Annotated in this window: 13 protein-coding genes and 1 other annotated feature; of the genes, 5 read left to right on the top strand and 8 right to left on the bottom strand. The window is 47.8% G+C overall.

Annotated elements, in window-relative coordinates:
- Window positions 1–28 precede the first annotated feature (28 nt).
- From thrC to thrA, 3 genes are read right to left on the bottom strand one after another with little or no spacing between them, the layout of a single operon-like run.
- On the bottom strand, window positions 29–1,312 hold the full coding sequence (thrC, locus tag A8L45_RS12760) for a threonine synthase (protein WP_068902847.1): 1,284 nt from the start codon (window positions 1,310–1,312) through the stop codon (window positions 29–31).
- Entirely contained in the window at window positions 1,309–2,268 is a 960-nt protein-coding gene (thrB, locus tag A8L45_RS12755; protein ID WP_068902845.1) for a homoserine kinase, read from the bottom strand. Before thrB ends, thrC begins: the two co-directional genes overlap by 4 nt.
- Window position 2,269: 1 nt before the next feature.
- Window positions 2,270–4,729, bottom strand: coding sequence for a bifunctional aspartate kinase/homoserine dehydrogenase I (thrA, locus tag A8L45_RS12750; protein WP_068902843.1), 2,460 nt, complete (start codon window positions 4,727–4,729; stop codon window positions 2,270–2,272).
- Window positions 4,730–4,761: 32 nt separating this feature from the next.
- Window positions 4,762–4,878: a sequence feature (Thr leader region), on the bottom strand.
- 239 nt (window positions 4,879–5,117) lie between these two features.
- On the opposite strand from thrA, the gene aceK reads away from it, so the two are divergent.
- Both aceK and A8L45_RS12740 read left to right on the top strand, forming a co-directional pair.
- Window positions 5,118–6,857 (top strand): bifunctional isocitrate dehydrogenase kinase/phosphatase, encoded by a 1,740-nt coding sequence (gene aceK / locus A8L45_RS12745; RefSeq protein WP_068902841.1) that lies wholly within the window; start codon window positions 5,118–5,120, stop codon window positions 6,855–6,857.
- Between the two features lie 144 nt (window positions 6,858–7,001).
- Complete coding sequence (locus A8L45_RS12740) at window positions 7,002–7,505, top strand: hypothetical protein (protein WP_068902839.1); 504 nt, start codon at window positions 7,002–7,004, stop codon at window positions 7,503–7,505.
- 145 nt (window positions 7,506–7,650) lie between these two features.
- Here A8L45_RS12740 and A8L45_RS12735 read toward each other — a convergent pair whose 3' ends face one another.
- The 3 genes from A8L45_RS12735 to A8L45_RS12725 all read right to left on the bottom strand — a co-directional run bounded on the left by A8L45_RS12735 (window position 7,651) and on the right by A8L45_RS12725 (window position 9,621).
- Window positions 7,651–8,142, bottom strand: coding sequence for a putative 4-hydroxy-4-methyl-2-oxoglutarate aldolase (locus tag A8L45_RS12735; RefSeq protein ID WP_068902876.1), 492 nt, complete (start codon window positions 8,140–8,142; stop codon window positions 7,651–7,653).
- Window positions 8,143–8,251: 109 nt separating this feature from the next.
- Window positions 8,252–9,187 carry an alpha/beta fold hydrolase gene (locus A8L45_RS12730; RefSeq protein ID WP_068902837.1) on the bottom strand — a complete coding sequence of 312 codons (936 nt, stop codon included), beginning with the start codon at window positions 9,185–9,187 and terminating at the stop codon, window positions 8,252–8,254.
- 20 nt (window positions 9,188–9,207) lie between these two features.
- On the bottom strand, window positions 9,208–9,621 hold the full coding sequence (locus A8L45_RS12725; RefSeq protein ID WP_068902836.1) for a DUF3293 domain-containing protein: 414 nt from the start codon (window positions 9,619–9,621) through the stop codon (window positions 9,208–9,210).
- Window positions 9,622–10,038: 417 nt separating this feature from the next.
- Here A8L45_RS12725 and arcA point away from each other — a divergent pair, with 417 nt between their 5' ends.
- On the top strand, window positions 10,039–10,758 hold the full coding sequence (arcA, locus tag A8L45_RS12720; protein WP_068902833.1) for a two-component system response regulator ArcA: 720 nt from the start codon (window positions 10,039–10,041) through the stop codon (window positions 10,756–10,758).
- Window positions 10,759–10,893: 135 nt separating this feature from the next.
- On the opposite strand, the gene arcB is transcribed toward arcA, so the two are convergent.
- Both arcB and A8L45_RS12710 read right to left on the bottom strand, forming a co-directional pair.
- Complete coding sequence (arcB, locus tag A8L45_RS12715) at window positions 10,894–13,251, bottom strand: aerobic respiration two-component sensor histidine kinase ArcB (RefSeq protein ID WP_068902832.1); 2,358 nt, start codon at window positions 13,249–13,251, stop codon at window positions 10,894–10,896.
- Between the two features lie 94 nt (window positions 13,252–13,345).
- Complete coding sequence (locus A8L45_RS12710) at window positions 13,346–15,103, bottom strand: sensor domain-containing diguanylate cyclase (RefSeq protein WP_245680722.1); 1,758 nt, start codon at window positions 15,101–15,103, stop codon at window positions 13,346–13,348.
- A 750-nt stretch (window positions 15,104–15,853) separates the two neighbouring features.
- On the opposite strand from A8L45_RS12710, the gene gltB reads away from it, so the two are divergent.
- Both gltB and A8L45_RS12700 read left to right on the top strand, forming a co-directional pair.
- Complete coding sequence (gene gltB, locus A8L45_RS12705) at window positions 15,854–20,401, top strand: glutamate synthase large subunit (RefSeq protein ID WP_068902829.1); 4,548 nt, start codon at window positions 15,854–15,856, stop codon at window positions 20,399–20,401.
- Window positions 20,394–21,863, top strand: a complete 1,470-nt coding sequence (locus tag A8L45_RS12700) for a glutamate synthase subunit beta (RefSeq protein WP_068902828.1) — start codon at window positions 20,394–20,396, stop codon at window positions 21,861–21,863. The genes gltB and A8L45_RS12700 overlap by 8 nt, the downstream gene beginning before the upstream one ends.
- Window positions 21,864–21,963 lie beyond the last annotated feature (100 nt).

Below are 21,963 nucleotides of genomic sequence, written 5' to 3'. Positions count from 1 at the left end.
CCGGGTTTTTGAGCAAAACTAGCGGTACTTATCCCGCTAATTCCATCAAGAAACGACGCAATTGAGCAAAATCAGCATCCTGCTCATTAGATAGCAGGTCCATCACAGCGTGTTTTGCCAACGGGCCAGGTAAAGGCACATCAATGTTGAGGATCTCGTCGACAGATTCTTTAAATTTAGCGGGGTGAGCGGTACACAAGAACAGGCCATGCTCGCCGTCAGATAATTGCTCTTTCAATACCCGGTAGGCGATAGCACCATGCGGCTCACAAAGGTACCCGTCTTCATGCATTTTGGACAGCGTCTCTGCCGTCTGTTGGTCATCAACAGCTCCGGCACCCAGTTCGTTGAGGCCCCACCCTTTTATCTGACACAGCTCCTCAATACGCGGCCAGTTATTAGGCTGGCTGACATCCATCGCATTGGATAACGTCGGTACTGTGTCTTCAGGCGTCCACTCTCCCGTTTTCAGATAACGGGGCACTGTATCATTAACATTGGTGGCAGCAATGAAGCGTTTCACCGGCAGACCCGCTGCCTTAGCGAGTAAGCCCGCTGTGAGATTGCCAAAGTTACCACTTGGCACTGCAATTACCAGCTCTTTACGCTGTGCCTCAGTCAACTGAGACACGGCCTCGAAGTAGTAACATATTTGCGCCATTAAACGACTGATGTTGATCGAGTTAGCTGAATTAAGGCCAATAGCCTGACGCAGTTCAGCATCATCAAACGCTTGCTTCACCATAGCCTGACAATCATCAAAGGTGCCATTCACTGCAATAGTGTGAATGTTGCCACCCAGCGTACAGAACAGTTTTTCCTGTAGCGGGCTGATCTTACCTTTCGGATACAGGATCACGACGTTGATGTTTTCCATACCATAGAAGGCATGTGCTACCGCAGCCCCAGTATCCCCAGAGGTCGCCGTCAAGATAGTGATCTTGCCGCCGTCTGATACCGCTGCCAGTGACTGCGCCATAAACCGACCGCCAAAATCTTTGAACGCCAGCGTCGGACCATGGAAAAGCTCCAGAGCATGAACGTCCGATGAGACCTCATGAAGTGGCGCTGGAAAGGCAAATGCCTCTGTGACCATTTGTTTTACTTTGTCAGCAGGCAGTTCGTCGCCAATAAATGCCGACAGGATCTTGCTGCTGCGGCTGACAAAATCCATGTCCAGCAGGCTGTCCACATCATCAAAAGCGGGTACTTCAGACGGAAAAAATAGTCCCTGATTACGACCAAGCCCCTGTCTCACTGCTTGACTGAATGATACCTGCTCGTCGTTCTCTTTTATGTTGTATAACTTCATAACTCACTTCCCGTCACTGTCGAGCCCTTTACATCGAGTCGACATATGTGGACAAATCCTTCTTCATTCTGTACGTAATGTTCGCCGAGCCATTTAGCGACCCGCTGAGCAACTGCTTTATCATCAGTAATACTGAACAGGGTCGGCCCTGAACCAGAGATTCCGGTCGCCAGTGCGCCAGCCTCTTTCGCATACCTGCGGGCCTGAGCAAAACCGGGCAGCAGCTTCTCACGATAAGGCTCCGCCACGACATCTTTGATCATGTTAGCAGCCAGTTTTGGCTGCCCAGAGTAACAGCCGTGAATAAACCCTGCCAAATGGCGACCGTGGCTGATCACATCCTGGCGACGATACTGCGCCGGTAAAATTGCTCTGGCTTCTGCTGTGGGTACTTTGATGCCCGGATACGCCATGACCCAATACCACTCGTCAAAGCAAGGCACCTGCTGACTGATAACGCCTGAGTCCTCAATCATCAGTTGTAAGCCACCGAGGTAGCAAGGAGCAACGTTATCATAATGCAGGCTGCCAGAAATTTTCGCTTCCATCTCGCCCATCAGCGCAAGTAATGCGTTTTCGTCAAGCGGTTGATCGTGGTAGCGGTTGAGAGCATCCAATGCAGCCACAACAGAGCAGGCACTCGATCCCAGACCAGAGCCGATAGGCATGTTCTTCTCAAGCACCATTTCAACAGGTCTTACTTTGATATCGCGTTTCAGCAATTCACGCTCAAACACCAGATAGCAGTGGTAAACGATATTATCCTGATGATCCTCTGGAAGCTTATCAACAAAACTGCCCGCGCAACTGAGGTGAAACTTAGTCTCTCCCCCATCTTTGACCAATACTCTGTCACCAAGCAGGGTCCCATCGATGGGTGAAACGGCTGCGCCTAACACATCGAAACCAACACTGACGTTTCCGATAGATGCAGGCGCATAAACCACAACACTCATATTATACCCCCAGCTTCCAGCCCAGTGTCCGCATAAGATCGGCAAATACACCAGCAGCAGTTACTTCTGTCCCTGCTCCGTAGCCACGCAATACCATAGGGATCGGCTGATAGTAGCGGCTGTAAAATGCCAGTGCATTCTCACCATCTTTGATTTTAAACATCGGGTCATCACTGTCTACTGACAGTAATTTCACCTGACACTTACCGTTTTCGATTGAGCCGACATAACGTAACACCTTGCCATGCTCTCTGGCTTCATCACTCAATTGACCAAAGTAGCTGTCAGCCTCCGGCAGTCTTGTCATAAAGTCGTTCACATCGCCTGACACATCAAAGCCCGGCGGTAGTGCTGGCTCTACTTCAACATCTTCCAATTCAAGGTGCATGCCGCTCTCACGGGCCAGAATAAGCAACTTACGCGCAACGTCCATGCCTGACAGGTCATCACGCGGATCAGGCTCAGTAAATCCATTCTCTCTGGCGATGCGGGTTGCATCGCTGAAGCTCTCACCTTCGTCCAACTTACCGAAAATATGCGACAACGACCCTGACAGGATACCGCTGAATTTTTCCAGTTCATCACCCGCTGCAATCAAGTTTTGCAGGTTTTCAATCACGGGGAGGCCCGCGCCCACAGTGGTGTCATACATAAACTTACGACGGGTCGAACGAGCAGACTGACGAAGCTGATGGTAATAAGCCATGCCCGCAGTGTTAGCCTTCTTATTCGGTGTGATCACATGAAAACCGGCCGACAGGAAGTCAGCGTACTGATCAGCAATACTTTGCTCTGAAGTACAGTCAATAAAGACCGGGTTGATGATGTGGTTTTGCTCCACCAGCCTTACCATACGCGCAAAGCTGAAAGGTTCACTGTTCGTTTTCAGTTCTTCTTGCCAGTTATCAAGTGCAACACCGTTACAGTCGAGTAGCAGCCCTTTACTGTTTGCCAGACCGCATACCCGGATGACAATTCCCTGCTCGGCCAGCTTGGTTTGCTGACGTCGTACCTGCTCAACCAGCTCACCACCCACACCACCGACACCGACGATGAAGACGTCCAGATAGTGTTTACTATTGAACAGGTTCTCATGGCAGGCTTTTACGGCCTCAGAGACTCGACCATCTGGAACAACCGCCGAGATAGAACGCTCAGATGACCCCTGTGCAATTGCCACGATGTTCACGTTAACTTCTGCCAGAGAAGTAAAGAACTGGGCTGCGACCCCTTTAGACGTGCGCATCCCATCACCCACAAGGGAGACAATGGCAAGATTGTCCTGAAACTCAACAGGCTCAAGCAGGCTATTTTGTAGCTCGAGTTCAAAGTTATCCTGAAGTGCTTGCTGAGCCTGCGCTTTATCCTCCTGTGCAATACAGAAGCTGATACTGTATTCGGAAGAAGACTGAGTAATGAGCACAACCGAGACTCCTGCCGAAGACATGGCTCCAAATACCCTTGCAGCCATTCCCACCATACCCTTCATACCCGGACCAGAAATGTTGACCATGCTTAGGTCACTTAAGGTGGTGATACCTTTCACAGGCAGATTTTCTTCGTTTGCACTGTCGCCAATCAGCGTACCCAGCCCCTGAGGGTTAGCAGTATTTTTGATGAGGCATGGAATGTGGAAGCGGGCGATAGGGAGGATGGTTTTGGGGTGGAGTACTTTGGCGCCGAAATATGATAGCTCCATTGCCTCCTGATAACTCAGTGACTTCAGCAATTTTGCATCAGGCACCAGTCTTGGGTCACAACTGTAGACGCCATCGACGTCAGTCCAGATCTCACAGGCCTCGGCACGAGTGCAAGCGGCGAGTACAGCAGCAGAGTAATCAGATCCGTTTCGGCCAAGGGTCACCAGCTCGCCTTCCTCATTCGCAGCGGTGAAGCCCGGCATTAATCCGATGTGACTGGCGGGAATAGGCTCTAAGCGAAAACGTTCAGTCGAGGCCTCGATATCAACCATGGCTTCAAGGTAGCCACCTTTCGCTTTGAGATAATGGACAGGATCAATAACAAAGGTGTCGCGCCCACGCGCTTCCAACAAGGCTGACATCGTCGCGATAGATAACCTTTCGCCTTTACTGATGATTCTGGCGTAGACGTTGTCTGGACATAACCCCAACAAAGATATACCGCTGATGTATTTTTGAAGCTGACCCAAGGTGCTGGACAACTTGTTATAGAGTGGAGCCGTGTCTAACGAAGGCTCCATTTTCTTCAACCCCTCGAACAAACCAGTAAAAATAGCCTCGATATTGGCAACTTCTTCCGCTGCCCCACCATTTTTTACCGTTTGATTAATCACAGCAACTAGACCATTGGTCACTTTTGCCGGTGCCGACAGAACAGCTGAAACATCACTCTGACAGGTGTTGCTGGTAATGATGTCAGCGGCTCTGCTAAATCGCTCCGCATTTGCCAGCGAAGTTCCGCCAAACTTAAGAACTCGCATCCTTTCCTCCAATTCCTTGCTGTAATCTGGGTAAAAAAAAGGCCCGCTACCTTGTGTGCGGGCCTTTTTTAAGAATTCTGTGCATATCAGCCCGCACCTGCACCGGTAATGCTGGTAATAATGATAATGGTGGTGGCGATGGCTGTTGTTTGCATTGATTTATCAATCTTCTCTTTCAAGTTATATAACGTTTACCCAATCAGTGTCCCAAGGTCAATAAAAATTTAAGTTTTGTTGGTAAAAACTGCGTAAAACAATATTTAAAAAGTTTAATTTCCAAAAATGAGAATTGGTCACAACCGGGCGGTTCACGTATTGCGATCGTCGCAACATCAGGACATAGTTAAACAAACAATAAGTGAATAGATTTTCATTTTTAGGGGGATAAATGACGGTGACAATGGAGGAGTTAGTCGCACAGACCATACTTCAAGGCTCAGATGCCATGTATGGTCGTTTTCTTGATGTCACCGTAGGCGCGCAGGAGCGATTTGAGCAACAGGATTGGAAAAACGTTCAGAAGGCGCTGAAAAAGCGTATCAGCTTTTACGACCACCATGTAGGTCTGGTTACCCAGCAATTGAGAATAATGCTCGGAAAAAGCCACGCCACCCGTTCCTTCCTGCTGGCAGTAAAAACAGCCTATATCAAATTGCTGGATGATTACCCGAGATACGATATTGCCGAGAGTTTCTTCAACTCTGTGTACTGCCGCATCTTCAATCACAGAAACATTCGTCGCGACAAACTGTTCGTCAACAGCTCTCAGGGTGGAAGAATTCCCAAATATCCGACACCTCTCCTGCGTCGTTATCACTGCAAAGACTCCCTAAAATCTACGATAGGCAAATTGCTCGATGATGCGCCCTTTACGCTCCCATGGCGCAACAAAGAAGCCGACATAGAACAGATTGTTGATGTACTCCAGGAAAACCTTGGCCCACAACTTACTGATGATTTCCTGCTCGACATGATAAGGGAGCCTTTTTTCCGTAATAAGGGGGCTTATCTGATCGGCAGAATGGAACTTGCTAACCAGACCCGCCCTCTGGTGTTGCCGATACTTATCTCTGAACAGGGTGAGCTTTATGTGGACGCCTGTATTACCCAACAGGATGATGTCAGCATTATTTTCGGCTTCGCCCGATCATATTTCATGGTTTATGCGCCTGTTCCTGCCGCATTGGTTGATTTTCTTAATCAGCTAATGCCAAACAAGACACCCGCTCAGCTATACACATCAATTGGCTGCCAGAAGCATGGCAAAACCGAGCTATATCGCGAATTCATTGGCCATATGGATAACTCCGACGATCAATTTGAAGCGGCGGCCGGTATCAAAGGCATGGTGATGTCAGTGTTTACCCTGCCATCATACGGTTTTGTATTCAAAATCATCAAGGACAAGTTTGCCCCGCAGAAAAATATTACCCACGCGACGGTGAAAGAAAAATATACCTTGGTCAAAGAGCATGACAGAGTGGGTCGAATGGCAGATACGCTGGAATACCGCAACTTCACTTTTCCTCGATCACGCTTTTCTGAAGAGCTAGTGACTGAGTTGCTAGACGTAGCACCGTCCATTGTCAGAGTGACAGAATCTGAGGTACTGATCCGTCACCTGTACATGGAAAGAAGGATGATCCCGCTGAATATCTACATGGAGCAGGCCAATGATGATGAGCTTCGTGAGGTAGTGAAAGAATATGGAGATGCGATCAAACAACTTGCAGCTGCCAATATTTTTGCTGGTGATATGCTATTTAAAAACTTTGGCGTTACCCGCCATAACCGGGTGATCTTCTATGATTATGACGAAATCAGCTATCTCACCGAGGTTAATTTCAGACGTATTCCACCTGCCCGCTATCCCGAAGATGAACTAGCAGCAGAGCCTTGGTACAGCGTGGGAGAGAATGACGTTTTCCCAGAAGAATTCCGTACGTTTCTCCTGATTAATCCAAAGGTCAGGGCGCTCTTTGAGGAGCTTCATTCGGATTTGTTCTCGGCCACTTATTGGCAACAACTACAACAGAACATCGAGCAGGGTATGTTTAACGATGTACGCCCTTACAGCGAGAGGTGTCGCCTGAGTATTGTCGATCCTTTGGAAGCTCGGACTGGATAGAGAAACATTACCGTGTTGTTGCAGTGCATTTGCGGTATAGACTGCTACTGGTGTCTAGTTTTTTATCAAATGCACCGCAACGCCCAGTTAAGTGTTCTAGGATGAAGATCCGAATAAAAATATAGACAATAAGCGAGGAGGACAATGAGATTACAATTTTGGGTTGCCGCTCTCCCCTTGTTGATACTTCTTACCCTAGCTTCCAAGTCAGGCTATGCGCTGGAGCGTGATTATTCGGTGGTCAACAATGATCCTGCTGCAGATGCTCTCAAAGAACCTTGGATCTCAAGGGACGTTCACACCCTCTCGCCAGCATACGATAGCTGGACGCTGGTCACCGAGTACCATATTCCTATCGTCAAACAGGTGAATGTCTATGTTGCCACCGAGATGGGGCTGGCAGCCAGTGCACAGTCATCTTCCCGAGGTCTGCTGAGCGGTATCGAATATAATTTCAATGAAAGTTTAATTTTTAAAGGGCAAGTACAGGCGACGAAGGGGGCTGAAAACACACTCGGAGTGATTGGCATGAGTACCCAATATTATCTCTTTGATAATCTGAATCTCGAAGCAAAACTGGACTACTCCCTCAATGATAAATCGGAAGATTTCGCGCTTTACCAGTTTGGTGTTGATGTGAAATTCTAGTAGTGAAGATATAAAAGCCAGTAGTAAAGATATAAAAAACTGGAATCACCCCAACGACAGTGAAAGAGGCGATAGAGGCGTAAATAGTTGGTGCGCATATCGTTCAGAAAAAAACATATAACTGTAACGCACCTAAAAATATTCTCTACTCGGCACCAAAATCTACAGGATGTTCGCTCAACATAATCCCGTTTAAATCAGCATAAAGATAGTCACCTGGAGAGACCAACATCCCTGCTATCCGCAGAGATACATCCCTATCTCCTGCACCGCGTTTTTCCGTTTTGATTGGACACGCTCCCATGGCCTTAACGCCAAGATCCATGGTGCTGAGTGCAGATACGTCTCTCACCGCGCCATTCACTACAATGCCATTCCATCCATTTTTAACAGCAAGCTCTGCAAGCTGATCGCCCAGCAACGCTTTGTTTAGATTACCGTGACCGTCGATGACCAAAACCCTTCCTTCTCCGGGCCCTGATAATATTTCACGTACCTTGGTATTATCCTCATAGCAACGAAGCGTCTCGACACGGCCGTGAAATGCTGGGTTGCCACCATAATCAAGCCATTGCTGGGGTATCCAGCGAACCTTGTCGCCATGTTCGTCACTGATGTCCGGTAGCAGATCTGTCATCGTATTCCCTACAAAATTGTCCATTAGTTATTCCTTACATCCTGTAATATCAGTCGCCAGCTGATTTAATTTCAATGTTACCGCAACAATGAAGCATTCACGTGTCTCATTATGCTCCCTGCTGTAAAAATTTTCTGACTCTGTCAGCACTCATTTTAGGAGCCTCCAGCATAGGCAAATGACCAATACCGGGCCATATTTCAACATTAATATGAGGGAGGTATCCCTGCCAGACATCAACACAGCTCTTATCAATAATCTGGTCTTCATCGCCCCATATTAAAAGTAGCGGCTGAGTGATCCTGACGACCTCATCGTCAATAAAGTGAAGATGGAAATCCATACCAATCTGACGAAGCTGATCCCTTCTATCCTGATATTCTATCGCGACGGCTTTTCTCATAAACATCGGAAGCCAAGGCGGTTTAGACATTGTTAACGCATAAAACTCATCAAAATCCTGCTGAGAATGTATCTCGAATACATTGCGGTTTTCCGATAGCAATATCTGCATTCTCCTGCTTGGTAGAGGCTCTCTCAGACCAGAGGGGTCGAACAAGACGGTACTTTTAACTCGTTGTGGATAATGTGAGGTGTAAAAAGCGCTGATCATCCCTCCCATTGAACTGCCTATGAGGTTTACCTCTCCAAGAGATAATGCTGTTATCAACTCATCTAAACGTTTTGCCTGAGCGTCGACAGTGTAGCGCCAGTCTGAGTGAAAACCGGTTTCGCCATGACCAGCAAGATCAGGAATAACAATGTGGTAGTCTTTGGTAAAATGGCGAGCAAAGTACAACCAGTTACTTTTATCTGCACTGTAGCCATGAATCATCAGCAGAACCGGCTTTCCCTCTGACTCTTTGGACTCATAAAAACACAAGGATTGCTCACTGAGTTGGACGTGCCTTTTGCGAAAACCAAAATATGTTGCCAACACCGCCTTGGAAGCACGCAATGACATCTGACCAAAAAATGGATATTTGTGCGTAACGAAGAAAAGTAAAGCGACGAGAACAAGCCCGGCAACAAATATCCCTATCATTTACTCTCTCTCCGCTCTCTCTATTTCATTGATTCGACCACGCTGTGCTCAAAGCGCCCAATGACGACTGGCTGAAACTCGGGGGCAAGATTCACAGGCACTAAAATAAGCATTCCATTATCTACCCAGTAGTAGGCGTTTTGCTGCGTTTTTTTTGATACCCGATGGAGGTCAGCTTGTGACGCTTCAACCACAAAACTGGGCTCGCACCATGTCATATCTGGAGAGCCTACATTTACCGCCATATACCGCCAACCTTTGGTGATAAATTCAGCGACCATATCTCGATTACGCTGCGCATTCACAGCATCACTTAATGGTTCACTGCCCGGATTACAGGCTGTTATCACACCGAATCGACGAAAATTTATAGGCTCAAGCGCCTCGAACTTCACCATTTGATAGAATTGCCAGAGTTCTGTCTTATCAGACATGTTTTCATCCCGTATGATGTCTGCCACTTGGTATGACAAATAAAGCCCGTTGATTTACCGTAAGTTTTAATTCGACGCCATTTTGTCTTCGTCTTTTTTTTCATACAAACACTGACGATAACGGCATCAGACAGAAAAAAATTTACCTCAAATTACGACAAATGATTGTTAGCACGCTGTTAAATGAATACAATCAACAGCATCCAAAGGATTTAACAGTGATTAGCAAGTTGTTAGTCGCTTGCAGTATCAACATATCATCTGCAATTAGCTTCTCTAAGGACGGCGCAAAGCAGGTCAAGGTGAATAAGCGAACTGACCGCTGAAATACTCCTTTATCGGCACTATTTGTTCGCCAATTGAACAATGTTTACGAATTTATATACCGAACTCCTTACAGAAATTTAGGTAACGCCAATGCAAACCCCTCACATCCTGATTGTAGAAGACGAACACGTCACCCGAAATACGCTGAAAAGTATCTTCGAAGCCGAAGGCTACGCAGTGCTCGAAGCCAATGATGGCGAGGAAATGCATCGCCTACTGACGGACAATCAGGTCAATCTGGTTATTATGGATATTAACCTGCCCGGTAAAAACGGCCTTCTTCTGGCGCGCGAACTTCGTGAGCAAGGAGATATGGCATTGATGTTCCTCACTGGGCGTGACAATGAAGTTGATAAGATTCTGGGACTGGAAATCGGTGCAGATGATTATATCACCAAGCCGTTCAATCCTCGTGAACTGACTATCCGTGCCCGCAACTTGCTTACACGTGCAATGACCCGTGGTCAGACGTCAGAAGAGAAACGCTCTGTTGAACGTTATGAATTCAACGGCTGGAGTCTGGAGATCAACAGTCGTTCTCTGGTCACTCCTGAAGGTGAGCTGATCAAGCTTCCTCGTTCTGAGTTCCGTGCCATGCTGCACTTCTGCGAGAACCCGGGTAAAATCCAGACCCGTGCTGACTTGCTGAAGAAGATGACAGGACGAGAGCTGAAGCCACATGACCGTACTGTTGACGTAACGATTCGTCGTATACGTAAACACTTCGAGTCTCACGGTGATACGCCTGAAATCATCGCTACCATTCACGGTGAAGGTTACCGTTTCTGCGGTAATTTAGATGATGCGTAAACGCGCGTAATGTGAATCGCCGAGAAACATAAAGCCTGCATTTGCAGGCTTTTTTTATTGCGCAGACGTCGTCACTGCGAGAGTCAGTACTTGATTAAAAATGAGCAGAGCTGCCTCGACTCACCATCAAGCACGCTATGCACGGTTTTCTTCATGGCCTGTGTGGTCAGCCAGCCAGTTTTTCAGCACGCCAATATCCTGCTGATAGCAGTCTTTTATTTCATCAACCCAGTCACCAATATTTTCCCACCAAGCAGGTAACTCTGGTGACTGCGCTTTCTGTGCTATTTTCTGGATATGCTTGAGACCAATCGAACCAGCAGCGCCTTTGATTTTGTGTGCTTCGCTGGTTATACCTTCCTGATCTTTCGCTGCCATGTTGCTGTCTAATATTTTGATATATTCCGGCATCAGCTCTTCAAACATGACAATGCTCTGGAGGACAGGCTCAGCACCCACAATATCAACATAAGAAGTCAGCATTTCAAGATCCAATAAGGTGTCTTCAACACCCGGTGGGCGTTTTACCTCCTCAGCGACAACAATCTCCTCAGTTGTCACTTTTGCAAAGCGTCTAATCACCTGATCCATGACTTTTACGTTAATCGGCTTGCTTATCGCATCGTCCATGCCCTGTTCTGTGTAGTGGTTTTTATCCTTGATCACGTTAGCCGTCAACGCGACTAGAGGAGGGAGCGTTTTACCCGATTGACGAAGGGTCGTCGCAATGTCAAAACCAGTCATATCTGGTAATTGAATATCAAGCAAGAGCAAATCAAATGACTTGGCGTCGAAGGTCTCCAACGCCTCTTTACCGCAACGAGCAACGGTCACAGAGTGCCCCATACTTTCCAGCAGATTTGATGCAACGGTAATATTTAGCTCGATGTCTTCTACCAACAGGATGTTGAGCGGGACAACGTTGGGTAAATCAGCATTTTCTTCAGTTTCTGGCACCTCGATGACCGGTACAGGCAAAGTGACAGTAAACGTACTTCCCTCCCCCTGCTCACTCACGACAGTAATATCACCGCCCATCAATCGGATAAGTTTTCGGGAAACGGCGAGTCCAATCCCAGTACCCACAGCGTGCAAATTGTCTTCACCTTGCTGAACCTGATAATACATGGCAAAGATTTTATCGATTTCTGTCTCAGGTATACCGATTCCGCTATCTTCAATTTCAAATGTCAGCTCAGCCTTCTCATCAATGACATCACAGCTCACCATCACGTTCACACACCCTTCTTTGGTGAACTTCACAGCGTTACCGACGAGGTTCCATAACACCTGACGTAGGCGGGTAGCGTCAACATCAATTTGGCCCACCAACGGCGTAAGTCGATCAAGAGAGAAACGTAGGCCTTTCTGTTCAGCCATCAAGCCACTGATATTTTCGATCTCAGTAATAAAGTCTGGCAGATCGAGTGGCTGTGGTAGCAATTCAAGTCTGCTGCGATCAGACTTATCGAGGTCGATAATATCGTTAAAAATATTACCTAGCGTTATAGCACTGACATGTACCGTTCTCATGTAGCCGCGCTGTTCATCATTGAGCTTGCTTTCCAGCAGCATACGGCTCAATCCAACGATACCGTTAAGTGGTGTACGTAATTCATGACTAATTGTTGAAATAAATGCAGTTTTATCACGACTGGCTTTTTCGAGCGCATCCTGATATTGCTTACGCTCAGTGATCTCACGGCCGAAACCAACCAGACCCAAGCGGCGCCCATCGCGGGAGAAAAAGGGGACTTTACGCAGCTCAAAGTAAGCTTTCCGCCCATCGGTATATTCCAGCCACTGCTCATATGTCAGCGAAATATTGCCGTCAAAAACCTGTTTGTCAGTTTCGACCACTTTGGCAGCAATAGATTCTTTGTAAACATCCCAGGGAGTGAGGCCTACCAGTTCGTTTTCCTTTTTACCCAGCAACTCTTCCATTGCACGATTGCAACCAGAGAACTGGCCCTGCTCGTTGCGGTAATAAATCAAATCTGGGGATGCATCGAGAAATGAACGCAATAATTGAGTTTGTTCGGCCAGCTCCATCTGGGCGTGCTCTCTTTGTTTGACCTCATTTTCAAGATCACGCATCGCCATCTCACGCGCTTCCTGAGCTCGTTCCCTTTCTTCAATTTCCTGATTTAGCTGGTCAATATTTTCCGTTAGCCTGCGGTTAAGATCTAAATCTCTCGCCCGCATCTCTTCCAGTTTAAAAACAAGCTTCGACAGACGCTGGCGTGATTCTTCAAGCTGATCGACAACGACCGATAAGAAATAAACAGCCCAAGGGGTAACAAGGAGACCAAAGAAGACAGAACGGACAAGGTCAATGTTTTCAACATGGCCATTGATAACTAGCGTGATCCCGACCTGAACGACCACCGCCAGTGCGACAAGAGCAAGTGCCAGCAAAAGACTGAAACGGATGATCCCGAGCTTAACTAGCAGATCAACATAATATTGCGCGAGGATTTTTATTTGTCTCATTGGTACTACCTGATAACAATGCTGCCGTTATCATAGCGGTACGGCCTGACTTAAAAAAGGCTGGAAATGAATATATATCTAATGATTGAGATGGTCAGATCACTGGTTCAGCATCAGGTATTGATACTTCAGTTGCGCACTCTATTTTAGCTTTACCCGAATTCTTCGCCCGGTACATTGCAGTATCGGCCAACTCAACCAGCATTCCGTAATCCTGACTGGGCTCCGGGATCAGTGTTGCAATGCCCTGACTCAGGGTCATGCGATCAGAAAGGGCAGAGAATTCATGCAAAATATTCTCCTGTCTTAACGATTCAGCGATGTTTTCAGCAACACGTACGGCTCCCTCTGTCGGCGTATTTGGCAACAGAATCGCGAACTCCTCGCCACCGTAGCGGGCAACAAAGTCCAGAGGTCGTCTCACTACCCGTTGGAAACACCCTGCTACCGCGCGTAATGCCTTATCACCGCTCTGGTGACCATAGTTGTCGTTGTAAGCTTTGAAGTTATCTATATCGCACAATATCAACGAAAGTGGTTGCTTATCCCTGGCATGAGACGACCACATTTTCGTCAGCTTTTCGTCGAGGCTCCGACGATTTGCAACCTTAGTCAAGCTATCGACGAAGCTCAGCTCCTCAAGTTCCATGATGGCATCAGCCAGTTGTTGCTGTGTCGCTTTTCGCTCGGTAATGTCCCGTGCTATCACCAACACACCCAAGGTGTCATCCACGGGATCCTTGAACTGCGTTTTTGTCACCTCATACCAAACCTGACTGCCGTCTTGTCTGAGTACCAAATCCTCATATCTTGCGGGCTCACCCGTGGCCAGTACCTGATCTTCAAGTCTCTTGTTTTGAGAGAGAATTTCGTGCTCAATAATATCCTCTGCACGCTTACCCTCGAGTTCACTTGTATTAGCTTGAACAGCCTCTGCATAAGGCTTGTTGGCTCCAAGATAAACATAATGCTCATTGAACATCCCGATAGGGTCGGCACTGGCCTCAAAAATAGACTCCAACAGGTTGCTACGCTTTTTCAGCTCTTGTTCAACGGTTTGTCTTGCTTCAATTTCGTGTTCGAGCACCTGTTGCATCATATGCCAGTTAGTCACGTCATGGCTGATACTCAATGAACCAAGAATCTGCCCCTGATCGCCTCGTATCAGGGTCTGACTGGTTTCAAGCAGGCAACTGTTGCCAGACGGGTCTGTCACCCAGTTTTGCACCGTCCGCCGCCCTTCGGGCAGTCCGGAGCCAAAAAATAAACCTTCTTCTTGGCGGTTACTCCAGAAAGTATCAAAAGCGAGGTTAGTACCGACAATCATGCCTTCTCGATTCTGAAAGCACACCAGCTCTGCCAACGCGTCAATAACACTGCGCATGATTTGATTGCCACTGTGAAAGAAGGGATCGGGCTGGCTGTTTCTTGGGTTGATATCCAGTGTCAGTACCCAAGCTTTTTTACCCCGTATCCAGAGAGGGAGGCCCGATACATCTACAACTGACTGATTGGAAGCGGTGTGGTGACCAAAATCAATGGACGCATTTGCAAAACATTTAGGCCACGGCTGCATACGAATAAAACGACTGAAGCTGGTTTGCTCATCTTCACTATCGAAGCGGTGAATCCCTTGCTCGAAACGTAACTCAAACCCTCTGATACTGCTCTGATTAGCGAAAAAGATTTCTCCGCTATCGGCATAAGCGATTGCTTTAGGGGTTGATAGGTTTGATAAGTACTGACGCCAGGTTTTCTCTTCAATAATGCGATGACGCCGTACCCACAGCGCGCCGATAACGGCACCTGACAACAGGGTCACCAATAGTAAGAGCCAGTCAAAAATAGTCATTGCAACCCAAGTTACCTTCTAAAAAGTCCAGATATCCAGATTCGGCCACTAGCATACGTGGTAAACAAAATTCTCATATATTTTCTAATGATTTCGGCGAGCCACTTTGTATTTTGCGCGAAACACGTCAATTTCACGTCATTACTCCCTTTGCTCTGACAAGTTAATGACGCAATAACTGTTTCTATCACCATCTGCTTTCAGGGGCTTTTGTACTGATAAGCTAACATATCTTCGTTATTTGACCCAAAAACAAACCAAAAGAAAATTAAAAGAGACATATGACACCAATGAAAGTTATTTACAAAAAATATCATACCCCTTGTCATAACACTAACAACACCAGAGGAAATAAAATTCATATTTTAAGCATTTTTAGTCGTTAAAGCGGGCATAAAAACACATTAAAAATCAATAAAAACAATAGCGCGTGCATTTTTTAACCAATTTTGTGTGGTAATTAAATTACTAAATATGTAGGATGAAAGTGTCTGTGCATAACAATTACGCAATGTCGGAAGCATTTTTGAACATGGTGATGAGCAATTAGCCAAGAAAAAATGCGCACACCCACCAATTAATCAAGCATCAAAACGCAGACCAAGGCTGGCATTGACCCCAGTCTTTTTTTGGCCCCAATTTCTAACCAAGGGGCAACAATAAAAAATCAATAAAAATATGCCATCAATAGGCATAAGCAAGGATTACGAGGGTGTTACTCACTCTCGTGTCAACTGGAAGGACGTAAGCATGACTAAAACAATGCAGCATAGTCAGGGACTCTATGTGCCTGAAATGGAGCATGACGCCTGTGGTATTGGCTTCGTAGCCCATCTTAAAAATCAGAAATCCCATCAAATCATCACTCAGGCACTCGATATGCTGGCTCGGATGGAACACCGGGGCGGTCAGGGTTGCGATCCCTGCAGTGGTGACGGCGCGGGCATTCTCCTGCAAAAACCTCATGACTTTTTACTACATGCAGCAGCAGAAAATGGCATTGCATTACCCGACATAAATGAATACGGCGTCGGTGTGTTTTTGTTTTCCAAGGACAAGTCGAAGCGAGATCAGTGCAGGGCTATTTTTGAAAAAAATGCACAACAGCTAAACCTGACGGTGTTGGGATATCGGATCCTGCCGACAGACAACAGTATGATAGGTGATGACCCGCTGAGCACCGAGCCGCAGTTTGAGCATGCTTTTGTCACCGGAGGCGGTGAAATGACTGCCGATGAGCTGGAGCGCAAGCTGTTTGTTGTTCGAAACTTCACTATCAAGCAATGCCTTGAAAACGTACCAGAGATTGGTGACGACTTTTATATCAACTCTTTTTCATGCAAAACTCTGGTGTACAAAGGACAACTGACTACCGAGCAAGTCCCACAGTATTTTCTCGATTTACAGAATTCAATGATGACCACAGCGCTGGCTTTGGTTCATTCACGTTTTTCGACCAACACCTTCCCTAAATGGCGCTTGGCTCAACCCTTCCGCTATGTCGCCCACAACGGTGAAATCAATACAGTACGCGGCAACATCAACTGGATGAAAGCCAGAGAGGCAATACTTAGCTCAGATTTGTTCAGTGAACAGGAGCTGAGTATGCTGCTGCCAGTTTGCCAGAACCTTGCTTCAGATTCGGCAAATTTCGACATGGCACTTGAGCTACTAGTGCTCTCGGGAAGAAGCGTCCCTCACGCACTCATGATGATGATCCCAGAGGCCTGGCAAGAAAATCCGGCGATGGACACCAAACGCAGGGCCTTCTATCAGTATCATGCCAACCTGATGGAGCCTTGGGATGGACCTGCTTCATTATGCTTTACTGACGGTGTCAAAGTAGGCGCAACACTGGACAGAAATGGTTTGCGCCCAAGTCGCTACACAGTGACCAAAGACGATTTCCTGATCATGGCATCAGAAACTGGCGTCGTTGACGTCGCTCCTGACAATGTCCACTACCGCGGTCGCCTGCAGCCCGGACGCATTTTTGTGGCAGATTTGGAGCAGGGCCGGATTATTTCAGATGAAGAGGTGAAAACAGAAATTGCCTCTGCACAGCCATACCAGCAGTGGCTGAACGACAATATGCTTGCGTTGGATGCCTTACCCAGCCCGCAATACCAGCATTGCCAGCCACAACCGGACGCGCTGCTGCATAAACAGCAAGCCTTCGGCATCACCTCTGAAGAGGTCAACGATATCCTGCTGCCAATGTTCCGGGAAGGAAAAGAGGCGCTGGGATCGATGGGAGCTGACTGGCCACTGGCTGTTTTATCCCATCAGTCACAACATCTTTCAAATTACTTCAAGCAGCTGTTCGCACAGGTTACCAACCCACCGATCGATCCGATCCGTGAACGTATGGTCATGTCGCTGAAAAATTATCTCGGTAGAGACCACAACCTGTTGTCCGAGACACCAGCGCATTGTGCAAAAATTGAAATCGACAGTCCGGTGCTGAGTAACAGTCAACTCGAGAGGCTTCGTCATAACGCGCCAACGCACCTTTCTGCAAAAACCTTGCCGATCCTATTTGTGGCAAACGGAGAAGACGGTTCTCTTGAAGCGGCACTTGACTCCTTGTGTCAACTCGCTGAACAGGCAGTCGAGCAAGGGAACGTGCTGCTCATTCTCAGTGACAGAGGCGTAGATGCAGATCATGCAGGAATCCCTGCAATGCTTGCCGTCGGCGCAGTTCATCACCACCTCATCCGCAAGGGCCTGCGAGCGAATGCGGATTTAATCATCGAAACCGGTGATATCCGTGAGACGCATCATTTCGCAACAGCCATTGGCTTTGGTGCGAATGCCATCAACCCCTACTTGGTGTTTGAAACCTTGGTTGATCAGCAACGCATCGGCAAACTTAGCGGCGACCTCAAACCTGATGACGTGTTTAATGACTACCGCAAAGCTATTGATGCGGGCCTGCTCAAGATCTTCTCAAAGATGGGGATCTCCACGATACAGTCTTATCATGGCGCTCAAATCTTTGAGGCGCTGGGAATAAGCAAAACTGTCGTAGACAAATATTTTACGGGCACAGTATCCCGCATTGAAGGACTGTCTGCTGACGATATCGCCCGGGAAGTGTTGATCAGGCACCGCTTTGGCTTCCCTACCCGTGAAATACCCGTTCAGACACTGGATGTGGGCGGTGTATATCAGTGGAAACAACGGGGAGAGAAACACCTATTCAATCCGACCACCATACATTTATTACAAAACTCTACCCGCAATAAAGATTACGACCAGTTTAAAAAATATTGTCAGGCCGTTGATCGCCAGGGAGACAAAGCAGCAACGCTACGCAGCCAGCTTGAATTTGCAGCGAACCCTGCAGGTGGAATACCACTGGATGAAGTCGAACCACTCTCAAACATCCTCAAGCGTTTTGCAACGGGTGCAATGAGTTTTGGGTCAATCTCTTACGAAGCACACTCGACACTAGCGGTTGCGATGAACCGCATTGGCGCAAAATCAAATTCAGGTGAAGGCGGTGAAGACCCGGCACGCTTTGTAAAGAGAGACAACGGCGACTGGGAGCGTTCAGCCATCAAACAAGTGGCATCAGGCCGCTTTGGCGTCACATCTTACTACCTGACCAATGCCGACGAAATACAGATCAAAATGGCGCAGGGAGCCAAGCCTGGCGAAGGCGGTCAGCTGCCCGGCCACAAGGTCGATGACTGGATTGGCAGAACCCGGCATTCAACACCAGGGGTTGGCCTGATCTCTCCTCCTCCTCACCATGATATTTATTCGATTGAGGATCTAGCGCAGCTGATCCATGACCTGAAAAATGCCAATCGCAAAGCCAGAGTGAACGTCAAGCTGGTGTCTGAGGCAGGTGTGGGAACCATCGCTTCTGGTGTGGCAAAAGCCAAAGCCGATGTGGTGTTAATTGCAGGTTTCGATGGCGGAACCGGTGCCTCGCCCGTGTCATCTATCAAACACGCGGGCTTGCCGTGGGAACTGGGACTGGCAGAAACCCATCAGACCCTGCTGAAAAATGGATTACGTAACCGAATCGTAGTGCAGTCGGATGGACAGATGAAAACGCCGCGAGACCTTGCTGTCGCCACTCTGCTCGGTGCCGAGGAATGGGGTGTAGCGACTGCCGCACTGGTTGTCGAGGGCTGTATCATGATGCGTAAATGTCATTTGAATACCTGTCCTGTCGGTATTGCGACCCAGAATAAAACCTTGCGCGAACGCTTTGCTGGCCGTGTAGAGGATGTAGTGACCTTTTTCACTTACATGGCTGAAGGCCTACGGGAAATTATGGCTGAACTGGGCTACCGCACCATTGATGAAATGGTCGGTCAGTCTCAGCATCTCAAGCCCCGAGAGGACATCGGCCACTGGAAATATCAGCATCTTGATCTGTCTGCTGTGCTTCATAAAGCACTTCCAAGAGAGACTGATGGCATGCACAACCAACGCTCACAGGATCACTGTCTGGATACTGTGTTGGATCGCAAGCTGATCAAAGCAGCCTCCAACGCTCTTAGCCACGGTGAGGAAGTCGAAGCATCTTTCCCAATCACCAATCTGGATCGCAGCACAGGCACCATGCTGTCTAATGAGATCTGCAAAACCTATCAGGATAATGGTCTGCCTAAGCCAATGCGAGTCAACTTCAGAGGTTCAGCGGGACAAAGTTTTGGTGCCTTCCTGACAAAAGGGGTGGTCTTTACTGTCGAGGGCGACGCCAACGACTATTGGGGCAAAGGCTTAAGCGGTGGCAAGCTGGTGCTTTACCCTGACCGCAACAGTGATTTGATTGCCGAAGATAATATTATCGTTGGAAACGTCTGTTTCTACGGCGCAACCTCCGGTGAGTCCTATATCCGTGGTATTGCGGGTGAGCGCTTCTGCGTGCGCAATTCTGGAGCCAGTGTTGTGGTAGAGGGCATCGGCGATCATGGTTGCGAATACATGACAGGTGGCGTTGCGATTATCCTCGGTTCGACTGGACGTAACTTCGCTGCCGGGATGAGCGGCGGTGTCGCTTATGTCTGGGATCAGTTCAAAGACTTCAAGCACAAGCTAAACCCTGAACTGGTCGATATTGACCCGCTCGACGAGCAGGATATTGAACGACTGAGGACCCAAATCACCGCGCATTATCAACTGACGAGCAGTAGTGTGGCAGAGACCTTTCTGGCCAACTTTGAGAAAAACCTACGTCACATCGTAAAAGTGATGCCACGAGATTACAAAGCAGTGCTGGAAGCCCGCAAAGCAGCGGCAGATAACATGGACAAAGTGGAGGCAATCAATGGGTAAGCCAACAGGATTTCTTGAATTTGGCCGTGAGTTGCCGGGGAAGGTACAGCCTGAGGTCCGAATTCAGGACAATAATGAATTTGTTCTCAACGAAGAGTTTGGCGGTAAAATTAATGAGCAATCGTCGCGCTGCATGGATTGTGGAGTGCCCTTTTGCCACAGCGGTTGTCCTATCGGGAATATCATTCCTGAGTTTAACGATGCTGTATACCGTGACAGCTGGGAAGAAGCTTGGCACATCTTGAGCTCCACCAATAACTTTCCTGAGTTCACTGGCCGCATTTGCCCGGCTCCGTGTGAAAGTGCTTGTGTGCTAGGTATTAACCAAGACCCAATCACTATATGTAACATCGAAAAAACCATTGTCGAACGGGCCTACAAAGATGGGTACGCCAAACCTAAAACTCCCACCTCACGGACAGGAAAAAAGGTTGCAGTGATTGGCTCGGGTCCAGCAGGGCTTGCAGCGGCCGAGCAACTCAATAGTGCAGGCCATACAGTGACGGTATTTGAACGGGATGAAAAGGTGGGAGGTCTGCTGCGTTTTGGCATCCCAGATTTCAAACTCGGGATGAATATCATCGACCGTAAAATTGACCTGATGGCACAGGCCGGTATCGAGTTTATTACCGATGCGCATATTGGCGTCGATATCAACGCGGCAGACGTTCAGGCCGAATACGATGCTATTGTGTTAACCGGCGGCTCAACGGTACCGCGCGACCTCCCCATTCCGGGCAGAGAGTATCAAGGCGTCCACTTTGCGATGGAGTTTTTGGCTCAGAATAATCGCCGAGCCAATAATATGGCTTTGAAAGCAGAGCCAATTCACGCGGCTGACAAACATGTCGTGGTGATTGGAGGCGGTGATACAGGGTCTGACTGTGTCGGTACGTCGAACCGACATGGCGCAGCAAGCGTCACTCAGGTTGAGATCATGCCGATACCACCAGAAAAACGCCCTACTAATATGCCGTGGCCACAATATCCGATGATTTTACGGACTTCTTCCTCACATGAGGAAGGCTGTGAACGTCACTGGAACATATTGACCAAGGAATTTATTGGCGACAATAATGGTAACCTGACAGGGTTGAGAATCGCCGATATTGTCTGGAAGGATACTGAGCCCGGCCAGCGGCCTGAATTTGAGGAGGTCGCAGGTACCGAACGGGTTTTGCCCTGTAATTTGGCTTTACTGGCTATGGGTTTTCTTCACCCTGAGCCAACTGGCGTGCTCGCACAGTTAAATATAGCTCTGGATGACAGAGGCAATGTGGCAACGCAGCACTTTCAGACTAACCAGACAGGCGTATTTGCCGCAGGCGACATGCGTACCGGACAGTCATTGGTTGTTCGGTGTATCAATGAAGGGCGCGAGTGTGCAAGAGCAGTAGATATATTCCTGATGGGAAGTAGTAATCTCGAATCTATTGATGACTCATTGATGATTAGCGCTTGAAAATAAAACCAACGCAAACGTTTACGTTGCCAGCCCGAGGGCTGGCTTTTTGACGTTAGCTTTTTTTAATCAGGTAACATCGTCAAAACAATAAGAAAAC

Source organism: Veronia pacifica, assembly GCF_001707825.1.
GTDB lineage: Bacteria > Pseudomonadota > Gammaproteobacteria > Enterobacterales > Vibrionaceae > Veronia > Veronia pacifica.
This window is presented reverse-complemented; position numbering and strand designations above follow the sequence as displayed.